General features: G+C 69.0%; 20 protein-coding genes. 9 read left to right on the plus strand and 11 right to left on the minus strand.

Features of this window, described 5'->3' with window-relative positions; translation table 11 throughout:
* Positions 1-73: 73 nt before the first annotated feature.
* From ACWGSK_RS02795 to ACWGSK_RS02820, 6 genes are all read right to left on the minus strand, one after another.
* Positions 74-3,391, minus strand: a complete 3,318-nt coding sequence (locus ACWGSK_RS02795; protein WP_452455085.1) for an NACHT domain-containing protein — start codon at positions 3,389-3,391, stop codon at positions 74-76.
* Between the two features lie 136 nt (positions 3,392-3,527).
* Complete coding sequence (locus tag ACWGSK_RS02800; RefSeq protein ID WP_452455086.1) at positions 3,528-4,868, minus strand: FG-GAP repeat domain-containing protein; 1,341 nt, start codon at positions 4,866-4,868, stop codon at positions 3,528-3,530.
* A gap of 206 nt (positions 4,869-5,074) precedes the next feature.
* On the minus strand, positions 5,075-6,436 hold the full coding sequence (locus ACWGSK_RS02805; protein ID WP_452455087.1) for an MFS transporter: 1,362 nt from the start codon (positions 6,434-6,436) through the stop codon (positions 5,075-5,077).
* Between the two features lie 601 nt (positions 6,437-7,037).
* The gene (locus tag ACWGSK_RS02810) at positions 7,038-7,727 is read right to left on the minus strand and encodes a nucleoside/nucleotide kinase family protein (RefSeq protein ID WP_452455088.1); all 690 of its coding nucleotides are present in this window, start codon (positions 7,725-7,727) and stop codon (positions 7,038-7,040) included.
* Positions 7,728-7,755: 28 nt separating this feature from the next.
* Positions 7,756-8,295: a TetR family transcriptional regulator C-terminal domain-containing protein gene (locus ACWGSK_RS02815; RefSeq protein ID WP_452455089.1), complete on the minus strand. Its 540-nt coding sequence runs from the start codon at positions 8,293-8,295 to the stop codon at positions 7,756-7,758.
* 140 nt (positions 8,296-8,435) lie between these two features.
* Entirely contained in the window at positions 8,436-8,972 is a 537-nt protein-coding gene (locus ACWGSK_RS02820) for an NUDIX hydrolase family protein (RefSeq protein WP_358505013.1), read from the minus strand.
* Positions 8,973-9,433: 461 nt separating this feature from the next.
* Here ACWGSK_RS02820 and ACWGSK_RS02825 point away from each other — a divergent pair, with 461 nt between their 5' ends.
* The gene (locus ACWGSK_RS02825) at positions 9,434-9,787 is read left to right on the plus strand and encodes an STAS domain-containing protein (RefSeq protein WP_358505016.1); all 354 of its coding nucleotides are present in this window, start codon (positions 9,434-9,436) and stop codon (positions 9,785-9,787) included.
* Between the two features lie 126 nt (positions 9,788-9,913).
* Here the strand turns inward: ACWGSK_RS02825 and ACWGSK_RS02830 are convergent, their stop codons facing one another.
* Together ACWGSK_RS02830 and ACWGSK_RS02835 are read right to left on the minus strand one after the other, a co-directional pair.
* Positions 9,914-11,731: a PH domain-containing protein gene (locus tag ACWGSK_RS02830; RefSeq protein WP_452455090.1), complete on the minus strand. Its 1,818-nt coding sequence runs from the start codon at positions 11,729-11,731 to the stop codon at positions 9,914-9,916.
* Positions 11,728-12,225: a PH domain-containing protein gene (locus ACWGSK_RS02835; protein WP_358504590.1), complete on the minus strand. Its 498-nt coding sequence runs from the start codon at positions 12,223-12,225 to the stop codon at positions 11,728-11,730. Before ACWGSK_RS02835 ends, ACWGSK_RS02830 begins: the two co-directional genes overlap by 4 nt.
* Positions 12,226-12,328: 103 nt before the next feature.
* On the opposite strand from ACWGSK_RS02835, the gene ACWGSK_RS02840 reads away from it, so the two are divergent.
* Both ACWGSK_RS02840 and ACWGSK_RS02845 read left to right on the plus strand, forming a co-directional pair.
* On the plus strand, positions 12,329-13,237 hold the full coding sequence (locus ACWGSK_RS02840; protein WP_358504593.1) for an SPFH domain-containing protein: 909 nt from the start codon (positions 12,329-12,331) through the stop codon (positions 13,235-13,237).
* 16 nt (positions 13,238-13,253) lie between these two features.
* Positions 13,254-13,502 (plus strand): hypothetical protein, encoded by a 249-nt coding sequence (locus tag ACWGSK_RS02845; RefSeq protein ID WP_358504596.1) that lies wholly within the window; start codon positions 13,254-13,256, stop codon positions 13,500-13,502.
* A gap of 52 nt (positions 13,503-13,554) precedes the next feature.
* Here ACWGSK_RS02845 and ACWGSK_RS02850 read toward each other — a convergent pair whose 3' ends face one another.
* Positions 13,555-14,205 carry a Uma2 family endonuclease gene (locus ACWGSK_RS02850; RefSeq protein WP_452455091.1) on the minus strand — a complete coding sequence of 217 codons (651 nt, stop codon included), beginning with the start codon at positions 14,203-14,205 and terminating at the stop codon, positions 13,555-13,557.
* Between the two features lie 174 nt (positions 14,206-14,379).
* Positions 14,380-16,038, minus strand: coding sequence for an FAD-binding dehydrogenase (locus ACWGSK_RS02855; protein ID WP_452455092.1), 1,659 nt, complete (start codon positions 16,036-16,038; stop codon positions 14,380-14,382).
* Positions 16,039-16,489: 451 nt separating this feature from the next.
* On the opposite strand from ACWGSK_RS02855, the gene ACWGSK_RS02860 reads away from it, so the two are divergent.
* The 6 genes from ACWGSK_RS02860 (at position 16,490) to ACWGSK_RS02885 (ending at position 23,276) form a co-directional block, all read left to right on the plus strand.
* Positions 16,490-17,158 carry a GntR family transcriptional regulator gene (locus ACWGSK_RS02860; RefSeq protein ID WP_452455093.1) on the plus strand — a complete coding sequence of 223 codons (669 nt, stop codon included), beginning with the start codon at positions 16,490-16,492 and terminating at the stop codon, positions 17,156-17,158.
* An 88-nt stretch (positions 17,159-17,246) separates the two neighbouring features.
* Positions 17,247-18,218, plus strand: coding sequence for a tripartite tricarboxylate transporter substrate binding protein (locus tag ACWGSK_RS02865; protein WP_452455094.1), 972 nt, complete (start codon positions 17,247-17,249; stop codon positions 18,216-18,218).
* A gap of 5 nt (positions 18,219-18,223) precedes the next feature.
* Positions 18,224-18,727, plus strand: a complete 504-nt coding sequence (locus ACWGSK_RS02870) for a tripartite tricarboxylate transporter TctB family protein (RefSeq protein ID WP_452455095.1) — start codon at positions 18,224-18,226, stop codon at positions 18,725-18,727.
* A 349-nt stretch (positions 18,728-19,076) separates the two neighbouring features.
* Complete coding sequence (locus ACWGSK_RS02875) at positions 19,077-20,588, plus strand: tripartite tricarboxylate transporter permease (RefSeq protein WP_358504613.1); 1,512 nt, start codon at positions 19,077-19,079, stop codon at positions 20,586-20,588.
* Positions 20,589-20,650: 62 nt separating this feature from the next.
* Positions 20,651-21,526: a dihydrodipicolinate synthase family protein gene (locus ACWGSK_RS02880; RefSeq protein WP_358504616.1), complete on the plus strand. Its 876-nt coding sequence runs from the start codon at positions 20,651-20,653 to the stop codon at positions 21,524-21,526.
* Between the two features lie 40 nt (positions 21,527-21,566).
* Positions 21,567-23,276, plus strand: a complete 1,710-nt coding sequence (locus ACWGSK_RS02885) for a dihydroxyacetone kinase family protein (protein WP_358504619.1) — start codon at positions 21,567-21,569, stop codon at positions 23,274-23,276.
* Between the two features lie 102 nt (positions 23,277-23,378).
* Here the strand turns inward: ACWGSK_RS02885 and ACWGSK_RS02890 are convergent, their stop codons facing one another.
* Positions 23,379-24,473 (minus strand): alcohol dehydrogenase catalytic domain-containing protein, encoded by a 1,095-nt coding sequence (locus ACWGSK_RS02890; protein ID WP_358504622.1) that lies wholly within the window; start codon positions 24,471-24,473, stop codon positions 23,379-23,381.
* Between the last annotated feature and the right edge of the window lie 188 nt (positions 24,474-24,661).

A 24,661-nucleotide genomic window follows, 5' to 3' on the forward strand; every position in this document is an offset into this window, starting at 1 on the left:
CACGGCGGTCCCACCCATGTCCCTTTCCCGCCGGACTTCACCTGCTCAGTGCTCCGTCGACAGGTGGCCGGCCTTACCGAGAGCGCTTCGGTCTCTTCCGCTGAGAACCTCGGAGCAATGCTGGTGGACGTTCGCGTACCACTTGAGACCCGGGGCCGAGGGATTCGGCCCCGATGACCTTCCGGCGCCCGAACCCGGCGACCTCGATGGTGAGGTCGGTGGCCCCGGCCAGGTCGGTCAGGTCCACCGGACCTGGTCCACGTACCAACAATGTTCGTAGGCGCGGCATGTCCCGAAGCCACATGGGTGGGCGCATGGTCGCCGCACCATGAATCAGTTCCAGACGACGTACCGCCGGTAGCGACGCGAGTACCTTCGCCGATGCCGGGGTGGTCGCCAAGGCTTCGCTCAGCTCCAGATCCTCGAGCAGTGGAAGTTCCCTCAGCGGAGTCAGATCCAGTTCCGGGTTCACCTCTCCGTAGTAGAAGAAATGGGACAGAGATTCGCTCTGACTAGCGATCCCTTCGATGTCCTTGAGTTCCGGACAGCTCAACAATCGGACCTTCTCCATCGAATCCGGAACGGTCGCAAGGTAGTTCAGATCGGAAATTGTCTTGTCATGCCGGATCGAGAATTCGCTCAGGCGATCCACCGGAAGGAGGTCTCGGAGCGGCTCGCGCGGGAGCCCGTACCCGAACCCCATCTCTTCCAGGGTCACCATCTCGCTGAGGAGTCCCAGGTCATCGGTGAGGGCAGGGTGCGAAAGCACGATTTGCTCGAGAGGACTGTCGATGAGGGGTGCGATGCTGGGGGTGAAGGTGAGGCCGAGGCACATCAGGAGACGCAGCGAGGGCATTCCGCGTAGTGGTTCCAGATCGATGTTCCACTGCTCGTCAGACGAATCCGGGCTCAGGATGAGCGAGACCAATCGGGATATCCTCGACAACGTCTTGACGGAGTCGTTCGCACGACCCCTCAAGACAAGTGATCGGATCGCTTCGATTTCATTGTGGGAGGCGATGAGATCGAGGTGTTCGGCCCAGATGGGGAAGGCGTAGGTATAGGTGGTGAGGGTGTCGACCAAGAGCACTTCGGCGAGCTCTACTGAGGGGTCGCGCTCCCATGCTTCGTCCACCGCGAAGAACGTGTCCCTGCCGCGGAAAGGTAGAGCCTGTTCGATGACGGAATATGATCCGGGCCCGCCGATATGGGACGCCGCCCTGATCGACTTGGCGGCCTCTCGCGCGTTGGTCGGTGGGGTACGGGCCAGGAGCGGCAGAGCGGCCTCGCCCACCAGACTCAGTGCGTGCACGTGTTCCTTGGTTCTCGGCGGGAGGATGCGCTGAACCCTCTCGGTCACCTCCGAGTGGAGCCGTTCGGCGAGTTGAGGTGAGGTCTCCAGGCAGGCGAACGCCACCAGCAGTAGCCGGTCGTGGTGTTTCTTGACCTGGTCCGCGCGTTCCAGTAGCCCGGTGACCAGTTCCTCGCGCTGGGCCGGGGTGGCGTGTCCGGCGGCCATGACCACGACCTCGTGCCACTGGTCGTCGTGGGCGTGCTTGACCAACAGCGGGAGACTGTCCTCCTCCACCAGGGCCTTGGCCGCCAGGTACTCCTCGAAGGTGCGGTGCAGGAAGCTCACCCGGTCGACGGTCGGGCACTGGAGCAGCCCGCTGCGCACCCTCAGATGCGTGAAGACCTCCTCCGGGCCCTCTTCGATGTGGTGCATCGCGGCCAGGAGCCTGCCGACCTGACGCTTGGCGGTGGTGATCGGGGCGTCCGAACTGCCGTTGAGGATCAGCCACTTGGCCAGCTCCTGCAGCAGGAGCACCAACTCCCGGCGCGAGAGGTCCACGCCCGGGACCCCGCGCTGGTGGTCGCGCTCCTTGAGCAGCATGGCCAGCGCCGCCTCGTACACCTCCATCCGATCCCGTGGCAGGGACGTGTGCCGATCCCGGTGCAGCGCGCACAATAGGGCGCAGAGCAACGGTGTGGAGGCGATGGATCTCAAGTGGCGTTGGCCCAGCACCTTCCGAGTGAGTTCGGCTTCGTGCCGGGTCAGCACCGCGCGTTCGGTCTCTTCGGTGACCTCACCGCGTACCGCTTCGTGCCAATGGTGGATGAAGGCCCGTACGTCCTCCTCACCGAGTGGTTGGAGCTCGGCGGCGGTGAACCCCTCCGTGTCCAACCAGGACTCCGAGGCCGCACCGGGCCTGGTGGTGACCACGTAACGGCAGTCGGGAAAATCGGTGAGCAGGCCACGCAGCCAACGGCGGGCGGCCTCACGCTGGCTCTGTGGAAGTTCGTCCACCCCGTCAAGCAGAACGATGCCCCGGCCCTGGGACATCACCGTGGTGGCCCAACCCGCAGGGGCCTGATCGGCCAGGTGACGGCCGGTGTGCCGGACGAAGTCGGCGGGCTCGGGCAGGTCGCGGTCCACGTACTCGCGCAGCGGAACCAGGAAGGGCACCGACCCGGTCCAGGAGGCCATCGTCTCGGGGAAGTCTCCCTGTCCGGCCCGCACACCCACCCAACGGAGCAGGGTGGTCTTGCCCGAACCCGCCGGACCGCGCAGGAAGGTGCGCCGGTGCAGGGCCAGGACCTGCTCCACACGAAGATCACCGGTCGGGTAGGGAGAGTCATGATCGAAGAGGTCGAGCTCCCTCTCCCGCCACTCACCGGACACCCGCAGGCTCAGATACGCCGTGCTCAGCGGATATCTCCTCGTTCCCGCTTCGGTGCCGAACAGCTCCAGCACGTCCCACCGCTCCGCCGCCTTGCGGCGGTAGGCGGTCAGGAAAGCCGCGTCCTCGTCACGCTCGCGTCCGGCGAGTTCCTCCTGCCTCGGCACCCGGTCCAGGAGTTCCTCGACCTTGCCCAGGAGCAGCGTCTCCCGCCGCAACAACTCGGTGAACGCACCCGTCTGGAACCGTGGCAGCGCCGACAGGGTCGCCATCACGTACGCGCACGACTCCGGCAGCACCCGGTCGTATAGGGCCACCGCCGCCTGACTCAGGTCCCGGGTCGCCCGTGGCGCCTTGGCGCGCAGGTACCGCTCCAGGTACAGCGGATCCAGGTCCTGCTCGAACAGGGTGCGGTCGGTCAGCCCGGCCTTGTCGAAGGTGTCGGCCACGGCGAGCACCGCCGCCTCGCGTTCGTTCTCGGCCAGTCCGCGGAACTCGTGATCGAGGTAGCCGAGCACCCGTTCTGCGACGCTCTCCTCGATCTCGTCGAAGCGGCGCTTGAGTCTGCGCCGCTCACGGCTTCCGGTGACCTTCTCCTGCACGAGGTCGGCCACGGTGGTCGCGGCGCTCTCGGCGAGCGGGTTGCCGATCCAGATCCCACAGGCGGCCTTGACGACCGACACGCCCAGTTTCAGCGCGGCTTCGAACACGAACGCTCCGGAGGGGGAGGGGACAGGGGGTCCCTCCAGATTAGAACGAGAAGGGCCGGTTCGGTGGGTTTTCCACAGCCCGAACCGGCCCGGTCCCTCGGGCCCGCCCGCTCCGTGCGGGCAGGCCTCGTCCTCCCTACAGCCCTTCGGTGGTGAAGACCGTGTCCGGTTCGTCGGCGAATCCGTCGGGCCCGCCCAGGAACACGGCGTACTCGTCGTCGGCCGTGCGGTACATGGACTGTTCGGCGGTGCTCAGCACCAGGTCGGCGTGCCCGTCACCGTCGTAGTCGGCCAGCGAGTGGTGGCGCAGGTAACCCAGGTCGGAGGAGGGCACCGGCACGGTGACCGCGCCCTCACCGGTCGGTCCCTCGGCTCCGCCCAGGAGCAGGGTGGCCTCGGAGTAGCCGTGGAACGGTCCGGTCATGGCGACGACGTCATCGACACCGTCGCCGTCGACGTCGCCGGCCAACAACCCGTTGCCGAACCCGTCGCCGTCCTCGGCCGCGCCGGGAACGCCCTCGGTGTCACGGTCGACGCGCACCGGATCGGCGTCCAGGTAGCCCTCGGCGGAGAGGTGGGTGTCCACGTACCCGGGGTGCAGTTCGTCGTCGTGGCCGGGCTCGTTGTTGGGGATTCCGCTCACCCCGACGAGCAGGTCGGTCGCGCCGTCGCCGTCGACGTCGGCGGGCACGTGTTCGTGTCCGGGCGCGGTGTCGCCCACGATCTCCTGGGCGGGGCCCTCCGGACCCGAACGCAGTACCACGTGGGATACGGGCGACTCGTCGGAACCGCGGACCAGCAGTAGGTCCTCGTAGGCGTCGCCGTCGGCGTCGAAGGACCTGATCGTCGCGTCGTCCGCGTCGCTCGGCAATGGAAGTTCGTCGGTGGCGGCGGGGGCGCCCTCACGGTCGAAGGGGCCGTGGTGGAAGGTGCTCTCCCATTCGTTGGTGGGGGTGCCCATGAGGCTGTCCAGGACCGCGACGTCGGTGTCGCCGTCACCGTTCATGTCGCCCACGGCAAGGGAGATCGCGTTCATACCCGAGGGGTGGTCCACCGAGAGCCAGGGCAGCGGGACGGCCGGCCCGACGGGGCCCTCCGGACCGCCCCACACGAGGTATCCGCCGTCCTGGGCGTCGACGATGAGGTCGGTGTGACCATCACCGTCCAGGTCGCCGGTGTCCATGACCAGCATGTATTCCTGTTCCCCGGACAGCTCCAGGTCGGATCGGGTCAGGACCGCGGAGCGTTCGACGTCGAGTCCGCCCTCGCCGCCGAAGAGCGCCCCGACGTACGGTTCGCCCTCGAACTCACCGCCCACATACCCATGGACGGGCAGCAGGGGGAGTCCGTCCACGAGGATGCCGGTTTCTCCCCGGGCGGGGGCGGCGTCGGACAGGTCGGTGGTGGCGTTTGCACAACCGGCCGCGGCGATCAGGGTGAGGGCCAAGAGCGGTGGGAGGGTGAACCGTTGCTTCATGCGGGAGGTCTTTCGACGGAGTGGGTGCTCGTGTGGGTTCGACGCGCGGGCATCGAAATCCGTTGACGGAACCCTACTTATGGGTGCAGGTTTCCTACGGAACCGGGTGTCGAAAGGGGTCGGTCCCGTTCGGGCGCACGAGGAAGCGGGCCGGGCGGCGATGCCGTCCGACCCGCTCGGGGTGGGGGAGTGATGCCTTCCAGGTGCTACCGGGTGACCTTCGCGGAGATCTCGTCCAGGTCGGCGTCACTGGTCTCCTTGCCGACCAGCAGGGCGCCCAGGGTGATGCACCCGACCAGGATCAGGTAGCCGCCGACCCAGGCCAGACCGAAGGTGCCGGCCAGCCAGGTCGCGATGTAGGGCGCGAAGGAGGCGCCCAGCAGGCTGGCCAGGTTGTAGGCGGCCGAGGCGCCGGTGTAGCGGACCCTGGTCGGGAACAGCTCGGGCAGGACCGCGGCCATGGGGCCGAAGGTCAGACCCATCAGGGACAGACCGATGATCAGGAAGGCCATCACGCCGAAGGTGCTGCCGCTGCCCAGCAACGGGCCCATGGCGAAACCGAACACGATGATGGCGACGGTGACCGTGACCAGGGTGGGTTTGCGACCGAAGCGGTCGGCCAGCAGACCCGAGATCGGGGTGAAGATCCCGAAGAACACCACACCGATGAGCAGGAACACCAGGAACTGCGAACGCTCGTATCCCAGACCGGTGACCGGGTCGGTGCCGAAGCCCAGCGAGAACACCGTCATCAGGTAGAACAACACGTAGGTCGCCAGCATGATCAGGGTGCCGATGACCACGGCCGGCCAGTTGCTGCGGAACAGCTCGACGATGGGGGTCTTGACGCGCTCACCGGAGGCGACGATCTTGGCGAAGGCCGGGGTCTCGTGCAGGGTCAGGCGCACCCACAGGCCGATGACGATCAGCACGATGGAGATCAGGAAGGGGATCCGCCAGCCGTAGGCCAGGAACGCCTCGTCGCTCATGGCCTGGCTCAGGATGAGGAAGACCCCGTTGGCCAGAAAGAACCCGATCGGCGCGCCCAACTGTGGGAACGTGCCATAGAAGCCGCGCTTGCCGGCGGGGGCGTTCTCGGTGGCCAGCAGTGCCGCGCCGCCCCACTCGCCGCCCAGTCCCAGTCCCTGACCGAACCGGCACAGCGCCAGCAGCAGGGGCGCGGCCACGCCGATCTGCGCGTAGGTGGGCAGTAGGCCGATCGCCACGGTGGCGATGCCCATGGTCAGCAGGGACGCCACGAGGGTGGTCTTGCGTCCGATGCGGTCGCCGAAGTGACCGAAGAGCCAGGAACCGATGGGGCGGGCCACGAAGGCGATGGCGAAGGTCGCCAGCGACTGCAGGCGGGCCGCCATCATGTCGCCCTCGGGGAAGAACAGGTAGGGGAAGACCAGGACCGCGGCGGTCGCGTAGACGTAGAAGTCGTAGAACTCGATGGACGTGCCCACGAGGCTCGCCGTGAGGACCTTCCGCTTGGGGTTGGTCGGGGGTTGCGCCGACTCGGCCGGTGGCCGTTGCGGCGACGGTTTCCCTGCGGAGACGTCCGTCATTTGACTTCTTTCCAGGTCAGTGCGGGTTGATGGCTGGATATTAGTCCCCGTGGACACTATGTGGAACATTTGTCTCGCCATGTGGACGCATGGGGGCGATGTCCATGTCGGGGGTAAGGCTTGAACGCGAAAACCCCTGCCATCTCGGGCTTTTGGCGTCCTGGGTGATCAGGGCCACTCGGCATGATCGATTCTTGGCGGTGCAGACCCCCGGCTTCAGCCGTGGGGTTAGGTGCTCTCCGTATCCGGTAGACTACTTTTCGTCCACGACAGCCAAGTGGACACGCGCCGCAGGGCATGCGGTGCCAGCCTGTGGAGACCTCGGGGTTGCCCGGTCTGTGAAGCAGGAACCAGCTACGGCCGCGAGGCGCGTAGCGCCACCCGGCCGTCAGGCCGGGTCGGAATCCCCCGGCTTCAGCCACGGGGAGGAAGTCAAGTCACGCCCGCCGGAGTCCGTCTCGTCATGTGGATGGAAAGCGGCTCTCCGAGCCGAGGAGGACCCCATAGCACAAGGACTCCTGGTGCTCAGCGGCGCCGCCTATTCCGGACTCGCCGCCACCGCTCGCGGGCCGGGGCCCTGGTCGCTTGACGGGGCGCGGGGTCAGCGGCGGCGGGTCGGGGGGTTCTTCCCCGAACGGATCCGCGGCACCCCGCTGACCCGGACCACCCGGGTGCAGTTGTCCCGGAAACGCTTCACCAGTTCGCCGTTGGGTCGATCACTGCGTTCCACCCACTCCCGGGCGGCGCTCGCCCCGGCGCCGCCCGCCCGCTGTCGCCGGTGCAGTCGGCGTTCGCGCACCAGGTCGGTGGCCTCCACGTACCAGAGTTCGGCCAACAATCCCCGAACCTGATCCCAGGGGGCGTGATCGGAGGCCAGGTAGTTGCCCTCGGTCACCACCAGCCGGGTGTGCGGTTCGATCACGTGGCGCGCGGCGACGGGTTCGTGCAGCCGACGGTCGTAATCGGGCACGTAGACCGGGTGGTCGGTCTCCACCGGCAACCGGCGCAGCATCGCCAGGTAGCCGTGGACGTCGAAGGTGTCGGGGGCGCCCTTGCGGTCGCTCCTGCCCAACCGTTCGAGCCGGGCGTTGGACAGGTGGTAGCCGTCCATGGGCAGGTAACCGGCGGTGTCCGGGCCCAAGGTCTCGTTCACCGTGTGCACCAGGTAACGGGCCAGGGTGGACTTGCCGGCGGCCGGTGCACCGGCCAGCCCGAGCACGGTACGGCGGGTGTTCTCCCCACCGGCGGGGGGAACCATGGCGAGGACGTCGGCCACGAGGGAGTCGAGCATGGACTCCAGCCTACGTCGAACCGGGGCCCTACACCCGATCGGCCCGCAGATCGGACAGGCACGCTCCGATGATCGGGGCGCAGAGGTCGGGCAAGGGCACCGACGGATCGATGAGCCACCGCACCAGGCAGCCCTCGATGGCGCCGATGAGTACGGCCGCCTCGGCCGGGCCCGAGCCGGGGCGTAGGTCACCCTCCCGGGCGCCTTCGCGCAGCAGTTCGGTGAGCATGGCCCGGTGGTCGCGGTACACGGAGTCCATGTCCGGGGTACCGGCCGGCCTCGGGGTGTGTTCGGCCGCCCACAGGTCGGTCAGGACCCGGGCGGGGTCGGGCTGTTCGGCCCACGACTCCAGGGTCGATCGCAGTAGTTCGGTGAGCCGCTCCACCGCCGGGCGGTGCGGCTCTCGTGCGCCGCGCGGCGGGTGGGCGGTGCGTTCGGCCACGAGCGAGACCTCGGCGGCCACGTCCTCGCCCCCGGTGGCGGCGAGGCCCTCGCGGTACAACACCCGGATTGCCGAGGAGCGGATCTCCTCACGCCGTGCCGCTTGGTCGACCCGTTCGGGAGCCATCCGCGCCGTCCTCCTGGTGTGCCGGGTGCGTCTTCGGAAGCATAGGGCCCGGTGCAGGCCGGTCCGGACCCTGGCGAGTGCCGCCAGGCGCGGAGCCGAGGAGGGGCGGGGCCGCCGGCGATCGGCGGCCCCGCGAAGCGTCAGGGGGCGTGCCCGACGAAGGCCAGGGCCTGGCGCACCAGGACACCCTGGCCACCCTGCATCTCCTCGCGCACCTGAGGGCTGGTGGCCTCGTCCGGGGTGAACCACACCAGGTCCAGGGCGTCCTGGCGGGGCTGGCAGTCACCGCTCACCGGAACGACGTAGGCCATGGCCACCGCGTGCTGGCGGGGGTCGTGGAACGGGGTGATCCCGGGGGTGGGGAAGTACTCGGCGACCGTGAACGGCTGCGGGGAACTGGGGATGCGGGGCAGGGCCACCGGGCCCAGGTCCTTCTCCAGGTGGCGCAGGAGCGCGTCACGCACCCGTTCGTGGTAGAGAACCCGGCCCGAGACCACCGAGCGGTTGAAGCTTCCGTCGGAGCCGGCCCGCATGAGCAGGCCCACGTGTGTCACCTCGCCGCTCTCGTCGACTCGGACGGGCACCGCTTGGACGTAGAGCACGGGCATGCGGCCACGGACATCCTCCAACTCCTCGGAGGAGAACCAACCGGGCTGGGTGTCGGCGGTTTCGGTCATGGGGTGCGCGGCCGTCGTCCGCTCGGGACGGTCGATGGGCCGCTCCCTCCCTTCGCTCTGGTCGTGTCCCTCGATGCGGTCATCCTCCCGTGCCCCGAGGGGTTCGGGAGCACCGGCCGTCACATGGGCGTCCAAGTACCGCTTTTACCGCACGGGAGTCGAGAAAGCACGGTGCGGGTCCGTCTTCGGGAGTGTCCGAGAGGGATCTGTGTGGGCTCTGTGGAGCGTGCCCCGGGTCGGGATGGTCGGGAGAACGCGCGGTGAGGTGAGACCGAACCATCCGCGGAGCCACATCGACGAGATTTCGGGGGTTTTTCTCATCAAAAGCCTCCCGCAACCTCTCTGAAGAGGTTACGATCTCGTACGCGGTTGCGTAGTGGAAAGGTTACGTCCGGTGAGAGGTGGCCCGAGTGGCGAAGGATGTACCGTTCTCGGCCCGGGAACGTATCTCCTGTACGGGGGTGACGGTGGTGCGCGTCCACGGCGAAGTGGACCTGGCCACCGCCGACCGGCTGCGTGAACGTCTCCTCGACGTGGTTCGGAACTCCCGTTGCGACTGCCTGGTCGTGGACATGTCCGGGCTCGGGTTCTTCGACGCCAGCGGCGTGCGCGCCCTGGTAGCCGTCCATCGAGTCCTCAAGGCGCGGGGCGCGCACATGGTCCTGGCCGAACCGTCGTCCATCGCCGAACGGGTCCTGGAGGCCCTGGGAATGCGGCGCCTGTTCGACGTCTATCCGATCGTGGAGATGGCGCTGACCCACACCAGCGGGCTGTGCGCCGACGGTCCGCCCTTCAGGGACAACCCCGTCTCCTGACCCGTGTGACCCGGTCAACGAGGTGGCCTCGATGTCGGGCGCCCGCGGGGAAGCCGGGTGCCCGACATCGAGGCTCCACCTATCTCGCTCGGACACTCGGCCCCGGCGTTCGACACCGCCGCCCGGTCAGGGAAGTACCGTGGGGCGTGAGCCCTCGGCCTCGCCGGTGGTCTCGGGGCGTTCCAGGAAGGGCGCGAGCAGTTCCGGGACCGCCTCGTCCGCCCAGGCCAACCCCTGTCCCAGCCCCACGTCCAGGGCGGCGTACATTCCGTCGCCCGCGGCCGTGGTCGCCGCTACGTCGGCCAGCCCCAACCTGCGCTGGAAGGGCGATCGGGTGATCCGCCAACCGATCACCGCCGACCGTTCCAGGGTGACGGTGTCCCGCACCGCCATGCCCTTGCGCAGCACCAGGTACTTCGGGTGCAGGCCGTGCCCCAGACCTCGGTAGGAACCCACCGCGTACCAGAACGCCAGCACGCCCAGCACGATCGCGAGCGCGAACCAGCCCCACCCGGGGGTGGCCTCCACACCCTCGACGACCAGCGGGATCGGCACGATGTTCTCCTCGATCGTGCGCGCCATCTCCCACCAACTCTCGGTGGCGACCATGTGCAGCCACGCCAGCCCGCCGGCCAACGCCACCCCCATCAAGGTCACGAAGGTCGCCCGGGTGAACCGGCGGCGCAACGCGGCCCTGGGGTGCGTGGCCAACGGAACATCCAACGGGGACCGCTCCTGACGCATCAACGCCGCGCCCAGGGCGCGCGCCCGGGAGCGGGGCATGGCCGGGGACAACCTGCTCTTGGCGCTGGTCTTCTTGTCGTCGCCGCTCTCCAACCCGGTCGCGACCGCCTGGATGCTCGCCCCGCGCACCGAACGCAGCACGAAGGGCTCGTGCAGGACCACACCGTTCAGGCGGCGGCCCTCGACCGACAGGGAAACGCTGGTCAGCAGGCCCCGGCGCAACCGCACCGTGCCATCGGGTTCCCGGGTCAGGCGGTAGTTCCACCAGGTCTCCAAAGCGGCCAACAACAGGATGACCACACCGGACAGCAGAAGACCCACCAGGAACAGGGGAACCACGAGCAGCAGCCGGGACATCACGAAGTCGGCCATCTGCTGTGAACCGGGCAGCCCCGCCTGTTCGGAGATCCACTCCCACCCGTGCCCGCCCGACTGGGCGTTGGCGCCGATGAGGGCGGCGATGACACCGAGACCGATACCGAAGGTGGCGGTGGTGGCGGGCGCGTAGGCGAACCAGCGCGGGTTCAGTCGGGCCAGCTCGACGCCGTCCTCGTCGAGCGAACCGTCCTCCCCCTCGGCCGGTGCCCGGGAGGCGTCGTCGGCCCCGGACCGCCGCAACAGCTCACGGCGCAACCGCTCGCCCTGCTCGGCGGTGACGAACTCCAATTTCAGCTGGTCGGCGCCGGACCCCACCTTCTCGCCGGTGCCCACGGTCACCGTGCACAGCCCGAAGACCCGCACGTAGATCGGGGCGGCCACGTCCACACTGCGCACACGTTCACGCGGGATGGAGCGGTAGGCCTTGGCGATGATGCCCGAACGCATCTCCATACGGTCGGCGGTGACCCGGTAGCGCACCGCGCGCAGCCGCAGCATGTCCAGGTAGGTCATCAGGGCGATGAACGCGCCGGTGGCCGGCAGGGGCAGCAGTGCCCACAAGGGCTGGTCGACCACGACCAGGACGACGGTGGCGACGATGGCGGAGGGGACCATGAACAGCGCCACGATCACCGTGTTGGCCCACACCGACAAGGGGCTCAGCCCCGGCCAGTCGCCGGTCGGTTCACCGGTCTCGGCGGGGACCTCCTGCCCTGGCGGGTTCGGTTCCGGTGCGTGCGCGTCCGCCGGGGTCGGGTCCGTCTCGGGGCGTGCGACGTTGGGGACGGGTTCTTCGGGTCGGTGGTCGTCGTGGGAGGTCATGTCGCGTCCCCCGGAACCGCTTCGGTGTTGTCGGTGAGCTGGTCGGCCACCTCGGTGGCGAGGGTGTGGTCGAGTCCGCTGATCTCGATGGGTCCGGCGGCGGAGGCCGTCGTCACGGTCACGCTGGACAACCCGAAGGCTCTCTGTAGTGGTCCGCGCGCGGTGTCCACGGTCTGGATGCGCGACATCGGCGCGACCCGCCACTCCTGCCACAGCCAGCCGCTGGAGGTGTACACGGCGGTGTCGGTGATCTCCCAACGATGCACGCGGTAGCGCCACCGCGGCATCACGACGGTGATGAGCAATCCGATCCCGCCCACGATCCCGGCCGCGACGAGGAACCAGAACCGCACGGGTTCCCAGATCAGCGCGGGCACGACCGGGATGACGGTGAGGAGGACCGTCACGGACAGGGCCTGGGTCGACCACCAGCCCACCGCTCGACGGTCCACTCGGTGGTTGGGCGGTCGCAGGCGCAGAGCGTCGTTGCTCATGGCGTCGACGTCTCCTCTCGGTAGGGGGCCGCCGGGGCGGACTTGCCATTAAAAGTGATATCACAATGCTATGATCAAGTCATCACCTAAGGAAGGGACCGAGATGAGTGAGACCCCCGGCGTCACCAGACCCGAACCCCAGTACCGCGAACGCGCCGCCTTCGGGTACGGCGGGATCCCCATGTTCGTGGTCGCGATGGTCCTCCTCTTGGGCGGCGTCGGCATCGCCCTGCTGCCGCTGCTGGACCTGCCCATGTTCCTCATCGCGCTCGGTGTGGTCGTGGCGCTGATCGGCGCCGTCCTGTCCTTCGGGCTCACCATGGTCGCCCCCAACGAGGCCCAGGTCGTGCAGTTCTTCGGCCGCTACATCGGCACCATCCGCACCGACGGCCTGCGCTGGGTCAACCCGCTCACCGTGCGCAACGCGATCTCCACCCGGATCCGCAACCACGAGACCTCCGTCATGAAGGTCAACGACGCCTCCGGCAGCCCCATCGAGATCGCCGCCGTCGTGGTCTGGCAGGTCGAGGACACCGCACGCGCCTCCTTCGAGGTCGACGACTTCATCCAGTTCGTCTCCACCCAGACCGAGGCGGCCGTGCGCCACATCGCCGGCAAGTACCCCTACGACTCCTACGGAGAGGGCGACGGCACCTCCCTGCGCGACAGCGCCGACGCCATCACCGAGCAGCTGTCCAAGGAGGTCGCCGAACGCGTGGACGCCGCGGGTGTGAAGATCGTGGAGTCCCGGTTCACCCACCTGGCCTACGCGCCGGAGATCGCCCAGGCCATGCTTCAGCGTCAGCAGGCCGGTGCGATGATCGCCGCCCGCGCCGAGATCGTGGAGGGCGCCGTCAGCCTCGTGGACCGCGCCTTGGAACGTCTGGCCGACGAGAACGTGGTGGACCTGGACGAGGAGCGCAAGGCCGCCATGGTCAGCAACCTGCTCGTGGTGCTGTGCTCCGACCGCCCCGCCAGCCCCATCGTCAACGCCGGGACCCTGTACCAGTAGATCCGGGTGAGGTGCCTTGTCCGAGCGCAAGAAAGTGCTGCTGCGGCTCGACCCCGCCGTCCACGACGCGCTCGCGCGCTGGGCCGGGCATGAGTTGCGCAGCACCAACGCCCAGATCGAGTTCCTGCTACGCCGTGCGTTGGACGACGCGGGCCGGATGCCCAAAGAGGTGCGGGACATTCCGCGTCGTGGCAGACCACGAAAGCCCGAGGCCGCCTCCGATGAACCCGAAGCGGAGCCCGAGGAGGGGCCGGAGCGGACATGACGAAGCCGGGTGCCCGAGGGGGACACCCGGCTTCGTGTCGTCGTGGTGGGGGTTACACGCTGTTCTCCGGCTTCTGCGTTTCCTGCGCCGTCTTCGCATCCTCCGCCTCCTTCGGTCCGCCGACGTGCCGACGCCAGTCACCGTCCAAGCGCAGGAGCCACTGCGGTACGACCCGTACCGGGAAGGGCAGTTCGGTCTCCAGGACGTCCTCACCGAACACCGGGGCCACCTCCGTGTACTCACCGTCCTTCAACCGGAATTCGATGATGCTCGGCTTGTCGGGATCGGGAGTGAGGACCCAGTACGAAGGAATGCCGAAGGCGGCGTACTCCTGCCGTTTCGTGTGGTGGTCCCGGAACACGCTCTCGGGTGAGACCACCTCCACCGCCAGCAGCGGAGGTGTGGTCGTGTAGGGCATCTGGAAATCCTCGCTACGAATCACGGCCAAGTCCGGGACTCGGTAACGCGTGCGTTCCGCATTGAGAATCACCCCTGGACCGTCCATGATCAGGAGCCCAGACGGCGCGCAGTTGCTGAGGTGGGCGGTGAGACGTGCGGTGGCCAGTGTGTGGAAGCTGACGGGGGCGGGGGACACGTCAAGCCTCCCGTCGACCAGCTCGTAGCGCCGCCCGTCGTCCGGAATCTTTCGCAGATCCTCCACGGTGAGCGGTGCCGGTCCCGGGTCCGTCTTGTCGGTGGTCATGACAGTCGTCGCTTCCTCATTCGCATGGAGACCAGCGTTGCGGAGTTCTGGGGAGCGTGAGGTGGAAATAGCGAAATTCGCGAATAAGAACCCACATCATTCGGCTCCTGGTATCGGCCAAAAAAGAAGGGGTGGGACCGGCCGGTGCCGATCCCACCCCCTTCCGCGTCGTGCCTAGCCGAGCGCCGCCGCGGCGGCCCTTCCGGCCGTGCGGCCGGAGAAGATGCAGCCGCCCAGGAAGGTGCCCTCCAGGGACCGGTAGCCGTGCACGCCACCGCCGCCGAACCCGGCGACCTCGCCGGCCGCGTACACCCCCGGCAGCGGGGTGCCGTCGGCGCGCAGCACGCGGGCGTCCAGGTCGGTGTGTAGGCCGCCCAGGGTCTTGCGGGTGAGGATGTGCAATCGCACGGCGATCAGCGGGCCCGCCTTCGGGTCCAGGATCTGGTGCGGGGTCGCCACTCGGGCGAGCTTGTCACCTCGGTAGTTGCGAGCGCTGTGGATCGCCATGACCTGGAGGTCCTTGGTGAAGGTGTTGACCATCTCGCGGTCGCGGGCCACCACCTCGCGCGTCACCGTGTCGGCGTCGAGGACCTCGTCACCGGCGACCTCCTTCATCTTGCGGATCAGCTCGGGAAGCCGGTCGGCGACCACAAAATCGGCGCCGTGCCGTTTGAACGCCTCCACCGGGCCGGGGGCGCCCGGCAGGACCCGTTGCAACACCAGCTTGAGGTCCTTGCCGGTCAGGTCGGGGTTCTGCTCCGAACCCGACAGGCCGAACTCCTTCTCGATGATCTTCTGGGAGAGGACGAACCACGTGTACTCGTGGCCGCTCTTCATGATGTGGTCCAGGGTCCCCAGGGTGTCGAACCCGGGGAGGTAGGGAGCGGGCAGCCGCTTGCCGGTCGCGTCCAGCCACAGTGACGACGGGCCGGGCAGGATACGGATGCCGTGCTTGTCCCAGATGGGGTCCCAGTTCTGGATGCCCTCGGTGTAGTGCCACATCCGGTCGCGGTTGATGATCTCACCGCCGGCCTTCTCGGTGATGCCGAGCATCCGCCCGTCCACGTGGGCGGGCACCCCCGAGAGCATGTGCTCGGGGGCCTTGCCCAGACGCTCGGGCCAGTTCTGTCGGACCAGGTCGTGGTTGGCGCCGATCCCGCCGGCGGTGACGACGATCGCCTGGGCGCCCACCTCGAACTCGCCCACGGCGTCCCGATTACTGGCCCGCCCACGCTCGACGTCGCTGGGGGCCAGCACCGTGCCACGCACCCCGCTGACCGTCCCGTTGGTCACGACCAGTTCGTCCACTCGGTGGCGGAAGCGCAGCTCCACCAGTCCCTTCTCGACGGCGGCGCGCACCCGGCGCTCGAAGGGGGCGACCACGCCGGGGCCGGTGCCCCAGGTGATGTGGAAGCGGGGCACCGAGTTGCCGTGCCCGTTGGCCAGGTACCCGCCGCGCTCGGCCCAGCCCACGACGGGGAAGATCCTCAGTCCCTGTTGACGCAGCCACGAGTACTTCTCCCCGGCGGCGAAGTCGACGTAGGCCTCGGCCCATTTGCGCGGCCAGGCGTCCTCGGGTCGGTCGAAGTCGGCGGTGCCCATCCAGTCCTGGAGCGCGAGCTCCTTGGAGTCCTTCACACCCATACGGCGCTGTTCGGGGGAGTCCACGAAGAACAGTCCGCCGAAGGACCAGAACGCCTGGCCGCCCAGGGACTGTTCGGGTTCCTGGTCCAGCAGGATCACCCGCTTTCCCGCGTCGGCCAGTTCGGCGGCCGCGGCCAGTCCGGCCAGCCCTGCCCCGACGACGATCGCGTCGGTCTGGTCGGTGCTCATGGGTGACTCCTCGCCGGTCCTGGTACGTGGTGGTCAAGACTGTGCACCGGCCCGGGTCCAACGGCAAGGGGCATGTGCGCCGTGCGCCACATCCTTTGTCAGGGTGTGACAAACCGGCCGTCACCGGGCGTGAGCGCGCGGCGTGAATTCGTGAGAAGGGTGAACACCCGAGAGCGCGCCAGGCCGCGAGGACGTCCCGCGCACTCTCTCCGTTCATCTCGCGGGCACTTTTCCCTTGCTGGGGGTGTTCGGATCGTCGCCCTTCGGGGTCGATCGAGGTCAGGTGTCGAACCTATTTTTTCCTCCCGTGGGGCGCGTGGACTCCCGATGGCGCAAGGGTTCCCGCGAAATCGGACATCGGGCACATGGAACACGTTATGAACCAACAGTTGACACGCGTCACACCGTGATCCAATCTGGTTAACCGTTAACAGTTAACCGAAAGGACGACATGTCGGAGATCCTGCCCATCAGGCAACGGGCACTCGGCGAGAAGGTCGCCGGAGAACTCCGGCGCCTGATCATCACCGGGCGCTACGCCCCCGGTGCGTCACTGGTCGAGGGCCACCTGGCCGAGCAGTTCGACCTGAGTCGCGGACCCATCCGCGACGCCCTCAAGGTCCTCGCCTCCGAGGGACTCATCGACACCAACCGTCGCAGCGCCACCGTCGTGGGCCTGGGCGGGGACGACATCGACGAACTCTTCTCGCTGCGCGGATCCCTCGAACGGCTCGCCTTGGAGATCGGGCTGAACAAGGACCGGGACAGGCTCACCGACGGCCTGCGCGCCCCCCTGGAGCGGATGCGCAAGGCCCGAGAGGACCGGGATCCCGACGCCTTCACCGCCGCCGACGTGCACTTCCACTCGGTCTTCTACGACGTCGCCGGCCACCGGCGCCTCGCCGACGTGTGGGCGCAGTACCGGCCCACCATCGAGGTGCTCCTGCTGGCCTCCAACGAGCGCTACGAGGACCTGGGCCCCTCCGTCCGCGCGCACGAGATCCTCGCCGACCTGATCGAGACCGGTGAGCCCGACGCCGTCTTCGACGAGCTCCGCGGCCACCTGGACAACGCCAGGCTCCGGCTCAGAGCCCCTTACACGCAGCCCACGTCCAACTGACCCCACGGGACGGTCCCGTCCCCAAGACCCTCGGCCCATGTTCCGCGACCCTTCCACGGAGCCGGTTCCACCGAAAACGGAGAACACCATGCGTTCCACCATCTTCCGCCTGTCCGCGGCCGCACTGGCGGTCACCGCCCTCACCGCCGGTTGCGCCGACCGGGGCGGCGTCAGCGAGGACGCCTCGGACTACCCCAGCCAGGAACTCACCCTCGTCGTGCCCTATGACGCGGGCGGCGCCTCCGACCTGGCGGCCCGCACCCTGGCCGCCGAAATGGAGGACACCCTGGGACAGGGCATCGTCGTGGAGAACCGCAGCGGCGGCGCCGGGTCCGTGGGCCTGGAGAACCTCGCCGGACAGTCCGCCGACGGCTACACCATCGGCTACCTGCCGGTCGAGAGCGTCATGCTCGGCTACCAGGGATACGAGGTCGACCCGGCCGACTACGACCTCATCGGCCAGATGGTGTCGGTGCCCGCCACCATCGCCGTCCCCGAGGACAGCCCCTACGAGACCCTGGACGACCTCGTCGAGGCCGCTCGCGTCGAGCCCGGTTCCATCGCGGTCTCCAACTCGGGCGCCGGTTCCATCTGGGAGGCCGCCACCACCGAGCTGGGCCAGGTCACCGACACCGAGTTCCAGCCGGTGCCCTTCGACGGCGGCGCCCCCGCGGTCACGGCCGCCGTGGGCGGTCAGGTCGACGCCGTGGTCGCGGGCATCTCCGAGACCGCTCCGGCGCACGCCGACGACCAGCTCCGTGTCCTGGCCGTCTTCGATGCCGAGCCCTCCGAGTCGCTGCCCGACGTGCAGACCGCCACCGAGCAGGGTGTGGACATCGTGATCGGTGGCTGGGGCGGCATCGGCGCGCCGGCCGGTCTGCCCGACGGGGTCCGTTCCACGCTGGAGGAGGCGTTCAGCGAGGGGGCCTCCTCCGAGGAGTTCCAGACGATCATCACCGACTCGGGCAACATCCCGGTCAACGTGCCCTCGGACGAGTTCGCCGAGTTCGTCGACGCGGAGTACACCCGCTTCGGTGAGCTGCTCGAAAGCCAGGACTGAGCCCCATGGGTGACACGACCACGAACCCGGACGCGCCCGTCACGAGCGCGGCGCGTCCGGGACGCAGACTGCGGGACCTGATTCCCGCCTTGGCCGCCGCGGCCTTCGCCGTGGTCGCCTTCGTCTTGGCCTCGCAGGTCCCGGAAGGGGCCCGACTCACCCAGTTCAGCCCGAGATGGTGGCCGGAGATGTTGGCCGCACTCGTCCTGGTGCTGAGCGTGTGCCTGGCCGTGGGGGCGCTGTTGCGCCCGACCGTCAGGGTGGAGGAGGACGTGCCCGAGGAGGCCACCGGCGAGGGGACGTGGCGGCTCACCGCGATGCTCGCCTCGATCGTGGGCTACGGCGTCCTTTGGTACTTCATCGACTTCCGGGTCTCCACGGCGTTGCTGTTCATCGCCCTGACCTGGTTGGGCGGCGGCCGCGGGTGGAAGGCACTGCTCCTCTTCCCGATCGTCGTGACCGCGATTCTCTACCTTCTATTCGGCGTCCTCCTGAGAGTGCCACTTTGACCTCTCTCCTGGCTGAAGCAGGGAGATTCTTCCCTCGCGGGTCGAGTTTTCTGTTTCACGGCCGGTCGCCGACCCGAACCAACGGCCAGGGACGGAATACCGCCCATCGGTCTCACACCGGCTCCACAGACATCACTTTCCGCCGGCCCGGCGGTAGGCCGGCTCGGACTTGGTTCTCGTCCGAGCCGACGCAGGTCAGGTTAACAGCGGCTCAGGTATCGGTGTGCGGGTTCGGCGATTCCGATGGGCGGTGGTTCGCCCCGGGAACAGTTCACCGTTCCCTGTCCTGCTCCGCAGGGGCTCTATTCCTCACTGGCCTGAAGACCAGTGTCTCCTCGAAGGGATTCCGATGAGTCCGATCGTCGAGGGCTTCAGCGCCCTCCTGGACCCCCTGGTCCTGCTGTGCATCGCCGCGGGCGCCCTGCTGGGCATGCTCGTCGGCGCCTTCCCCGGCGTGACCGCCACCATGGCCGTCGCCCTGGCCAGTGGTTTCACGCTCTCCCTGGACCCGCTTCCAGGGTTGGCGGTCCTGCTGACGATCTACGTGTCGGCGAACTTCGGTGACCGGGTACCGGCGATCCTCGTCAACACCCCGGGCACCCCGGCGTCCATCGCCACGACCTTCGACGGCTACGCCATGGCCCGCCAGGGCAAGGCGGGACTGGCGCTGACCTCGTCCGCGTTCGCCTCGGCGTGGGGGACGCTCGTCGGCGTCGTCCTGCTCATGGTCGCCGCGATCCCGCTGTCCAGGCTGGCCCTGAACTTCGGCCCCGCCGAGATGTTCGCGCTGGTCGTGTTCGGTCTGACGATGATGATCGGTGTGTCCGGCGGGCGGATCGTCAAGGGCCTCATCGCGGGCGGCTTCGGTCTGCTCCTGGCCACCGTCGGCCGGGACCCCATCACGGGTACGCCCAGGTTCACGTTCGGTGCGTCCGAGCTGTCCGACGGCATCCCCTTCATCGCCGCGATCATCGGCCTCTTCGGTATCGCCGAGGTGATGAACCAGATCCTCGTGCACCGCAAGGGCAAGGGGGTGGAACCGATCAAGGAGTTCGGTCGCTGGTTCCCCACCCGTCGGGACTGGCGCACCATGCTCAAGCCGATGGCCATCGGCAGCGGCGTGGGCGGCGTGGTCGGCATCGTGCCCGCCACCGGCGGTGACATCGCCGGAATCCTGGGCTGGGACCAGGCGCGCCGCCTCTCCAAGCGACCCGAGGAGTTCGGCAAGGGATCGCTGGAGGGCATCACCGCCGCGGACACCTCGTCCAACTCCACCCTCGGCGGTTCGGTCACCACGACCCTGGCCCTGGGCCTGCCCGGCGACTCCGTGATGGCCGTGATGATCGGTTCCATGGTGGTCTGGGGCATCCAACCCGGCCCGTCCCTGTTCTCCAACCAGCCCGACCTGGTCTACAGCATCGCCGGGATCATGCTCATCGCGACCGTGGTCGCACTCGTGATCAGCGTCCTGCGCATGCGCGGTGTGGCCAAGCTCCTGGAACTGCCGCAGCACTTCCTGTGGGCCGTCATCCTCGTGTTCTGCATGGTCGGTACCTACGCCGTGAACAACAGCGTCTTCGACGTGGCCGTGATGCTCGTCTTCGGTGTCGTCGGCCTGTTCCTGAAGCGCTTCGGTATCCCGCCCGGCCCGGTCGTCCTGGGCCTGATCCTCGGTGGTCTTGCCGAGGGCAACCTGCGCCGAGCCCTGGAGATCGGTGGGCCGGCGAACATCCTGACCAGCCCCATCGCGCTCGGTCTGCTGGCCGTGAGCGCGCTCGCCCTCATCGTGCCTCCGGTGCGCAACGCCTGGCTCGCACGCCGTGCCCGATCCGCCGAGCGCGCCGCCACTCCGACGTCCTGACCCGGCGGCGGCCACCCTTTCCGCACCCTTTTCGCCCCTTTTCCACCCGAGGAGAAAAACCCATGTCCGTCCCCGCCAAGGTGATCACCGCCCTGCCCACCCCGTTCGCCCTCGACGAGGCCCTCGACCCGGGCAGCGCCACCGCGCTGTTCACCGCGGTGCGCGACCGCGGGGTCGACGGTGTGTTCGTCGCCGGCACCACCGGCGAGTTCACCGCCCTCGACGACGCCGAGCGCATCGAGGTGATCCGCCTGGCCCTGGACGTCTTCGGGCCAGAGGGGGTCTACGCCCACGTCGGCGCGGCCGCGCCTCGTCAGGCCGAGTCCCTGGTCCGTGCCTCCGTGGCCGCCGGGGCGACCCGGCTGGCGGCCATCACCCCCTACTTCCTGCCCTCGCCCGAGGACGCGATGGTGCGCTACTACGAGCGCCTGGTGGCGGCGGCCGGCGACGCCGAGGTGCACGCCTACCTGTTCCGGGCACGCTCCACCACCCCGGCGGACCCCTCGGTGCTGCGTCGTCTGCACGAGGCCGGTGTCCGCGGCGTGAAGATCAGCGGGGAGAGCGACGAGTCGGTGGCCGCCTACCTCGCGCGGGCTCCCGAGGGGTTCGACGTCCTGTCCGGCAACGACATCGCCTTCGAGGAGTTCGTGCGCGCGGGCGGCCTTGGCGTGGTCTCGGGTGTCTCCTCCGTCTTCCCCACGCCGTTCGTGGCGCTGCGCGACGCCCTCAACAGCGGTGACGTCGAAGGAGTGCGCGCCGCACAGCCCCTGGTGGAGCGCGCCGTGGCGGCGGTCAAGAGCGGCAGCATCCCGCACCTGAAGGCGGGCCTGGAAGTACAGGGGATCTCCGCCGGGCCCGCCCGTGTGTGCGGCGACGCCGTCTCCGAGGCCGACCTGGAGGTCCTCAAGGAGACCGCGCGGGCCTTGGCCCTGGCCTGAACCCGACGACGGTGCTAGTGCGAGAGGTGTGTGAGCGCTCATGGCGCTGAAGAAGATCATCAACCGGCCCGAGGACTTCGTCGACGAGGTCACCGAGTCGCTGCTCATGGCGCACCCCGACCGGCTGCGCGCGGCGACCGGGGACCGCAGGGCGCTGGTGCGCGCCGACGCGCCCGTCCGGGGACGCGTCGGCATCGTGACCGGGGGCGGCTCCGGCCACCTGCCCCTGTTCCTGGGCTACGTGGGGCAGGGCCTGGCCACCGGTGTGGCCGTGGGCAACGTGTTCTCCTCCCCGTCCGCGGAACAGATCGCCGCCGCCACACGCGCGAGCCACGGTGGGGCCGGGGTGCTGTACCTGTACGGCAACTACGGCGGTGACGTCTACAACTTCGACCTGGCCGGGGACGTCGTCGCGGCGGAGGGCGTGGCGACGGCGACCGTTCTGGGGACCGACGACGTGCTGTCCGCGCCCCGTGGCAAGGAGGCGACCCGGCGCGGGGTGGCGGGGTTGTTCTTCGCCTACAAGACGGCGGGCGCCTCCGCCGAACGCGGCGACGACCTGGAGAAGGTGCGGTCGGTCGCCCAACGCACCGTGGACGCCACACGCACGATGGGCGTGGGCCTGTCGCCCACCATCCTGCCCGCCGCGGGGGAGCCCACCTTCACCCTCGACGAGGGGGAGATGGAGGTCGGGATCGGCATCCACGGCGAACCCGGGAGCCACCGGGGCCCGTTGGAGACCGCCGACCAGATCACCGACCGCTTCCTCACCGAGATCCTCGGCGAACTGGAACCCGAGGCGGGGGATCGGGTCGCGGTCCTGGTCAACGGACTGGGCTCCACTCCGCTGGAGGAGCTCTACCTGATCTACCGTCGGGTCCACCAGGTCCTGGGGGAGCGTGGCGTGCTCATCCACCGGCGCTACATCGGCGAGTTCGCGACGAGCCTGGAGATGGCGGGGGCCTCGGTCTCCGTGCTGTCGCTCGACGACGAACTGGCCGAACTGGTCGACGCCCCGGCGGCCTCCCCGTTCTTCGGCCAGGGCAACACTCCCGCGCCGAGCGCGCCTACCGAGGAGACGCGTGCGCCGGGCACCGAGTCCGGTGCGGGAGCGGCCCCCGCCGTGCGCCGCACCGGTTCGGTCAGCGCGCTGCGCACCACCCTGATCGCCGTCATGGAGCGCATGCCCGCCCACGCGGAGGAGCTGCGTCTGCTGGACTCGCGGCTCGGCGACGGCGACCTGGGGATCACGGTCTCCTCGGGCGCGTCGGCCGTTCGTGAGGCGCTGCTGACACTGCCCGAGGACGCGCACCACGCCGACGTGCTGCGCACCGCGGCGACGGCGTTCGCGGCGGCCAACCCCTCCACGTTCGCGGCCTTGACCGGCGCGGGTCTGCTCGCCGCGGCGGCCGAGTCCGAGGAGCTTGCCTCCGTGTCGGTCCGTGACGCCGAGCGCCTCACCAGCGCCGTGTCCCGCAGGGTGCGGGAGAGGGGCGGAGCCGAGCCCGGCGACAAGACGTTCGTGGACGGCCTGCTGCTGGTGGAGGAGGCGTTGGCCGACGCCCGGGACCCGAAGGCGGCCGCCCGGGACGCGGTGTCCGCGGCCGGACGCGCGGTGGAGGAGACCAGTGGACTGACGTCGGCCAAGGGCCGTGCGGCCTGGGTGGGTGAACGCGGGGCCGGTGAGCGTGACCCCGGTTCGGTCGCCCTCCTGCGGTTCCTGGAGGAACTGCGCGACGTCCTGTCCTGAGACGGGTCCCCGTGGTGTGCCGTGAGGGGAACACCATGGGGACGCCGCCGCTCGGGAGCCCGTGATGTCGGTCCGACACCACGGGCTCCCGAGCCCCCTCCGTCAAGCCCCGAAACGCACCAGTGACCGGCCGCCCTTGCCCTGCCGCATGCGTTCGAAGGCCTCGGGGACACCGTCCAAGGGGATCTCGTCGGTGACCATCGCCGACAGGCGCAGATCACCGGAACGCACCGACTCGGCCAACAGCGGGATGTCGCGGTCGGGGTCGCTGGAGCCGTACACGCATCCCTGGACGGTACGACCCTGGTGGAACAGTTCCAGGGCGTTGAAGGACACCTCGTCCTTGACCGATCCGAGGCCGACCACGGTCACGGTCCCGCCCCTGCGCACACTGTTCCAGGCCGTGCGCACCACCTGGGCCTTGCCCACCACCTCGAAGGCGTGGTCGGCCCCGCGCCCGCCGGTCAGCCCTCGCACGGCCTTGTGGGTGCTTCCATCGGCGACCAGGAAGTCGGTGGCGCCCAGGGAACGGGCCAACTCCTCCTTGTCGGGGGAGACGTCCACCGCGATGAGGGGGCCGGCCCCGGCCATCCGGGCGGCCTGGAGCACGGACAGACCGACCCCGCCCAGCCCCAGGACCACCGCGGACCGTCCCTCGCGCAGGCGCGCGGCGTTGTTGACGGCGCCCCATCCGGTGACCACCGCGCATCCCAGCATGGCCCCGACCGCCGGGTCGATCCCGTCGGGAAGCGGGATCACGGCCTTGGCCGAGACGACGGTGGCCTCGGCGAAGGCTCCCGTGCTCAAGCCGGCGTAGACGGGGGTGCCGTCGGTCAGCTCGGCGTAGGGGACCAGGGTGCCGTCCAGGGCGTGCTCGCACAGGTAGGGCTCCCCTTGGAGGCAGAACCAACACTCCCGGCAGGCGGGCGCCCAGTTCAGGACGACCTGTTGACCGGGCGTCAGGTGCTCGACCCCGGGGCCGACCTCTTCGACGGTGCCGGCGCCCTCGTGGCCCAGGACGGCGGGCCAGGACTGGGCCAGGGTGCCGTTGGACAGTGACAGGTCGGAGTGGCACACGCCCGCCGCCGCCAGACGTACCCGTACCTGTCCGGGGCCGGGGTCGGGCAGGACCAGGGAACGGATCTGGGGGAGTGCGTCGGTCTCGTGGAAGACGGCGGCCTTGACGGTCGTGCTCATGATGGGGGTACTCCAATCGGGGAACTGGCGCGACTCTAACAATACCGGCCGGTCGGTCTGTTGGTCGGGGGTGTGCTCGAATGGGCCGGGCGAGGCGCGCCCACGCCCGGAAAAGTCCGTTTCAGGGAGGTTCGTGGAAAAGTCGATATTGGCGCCCGCACGGTGTGGGTATCCAATGAATGTCCGCC

It is taken from the genome of Nocardiopsis sp. NPDC055551 (assembly GCF_053619415.1).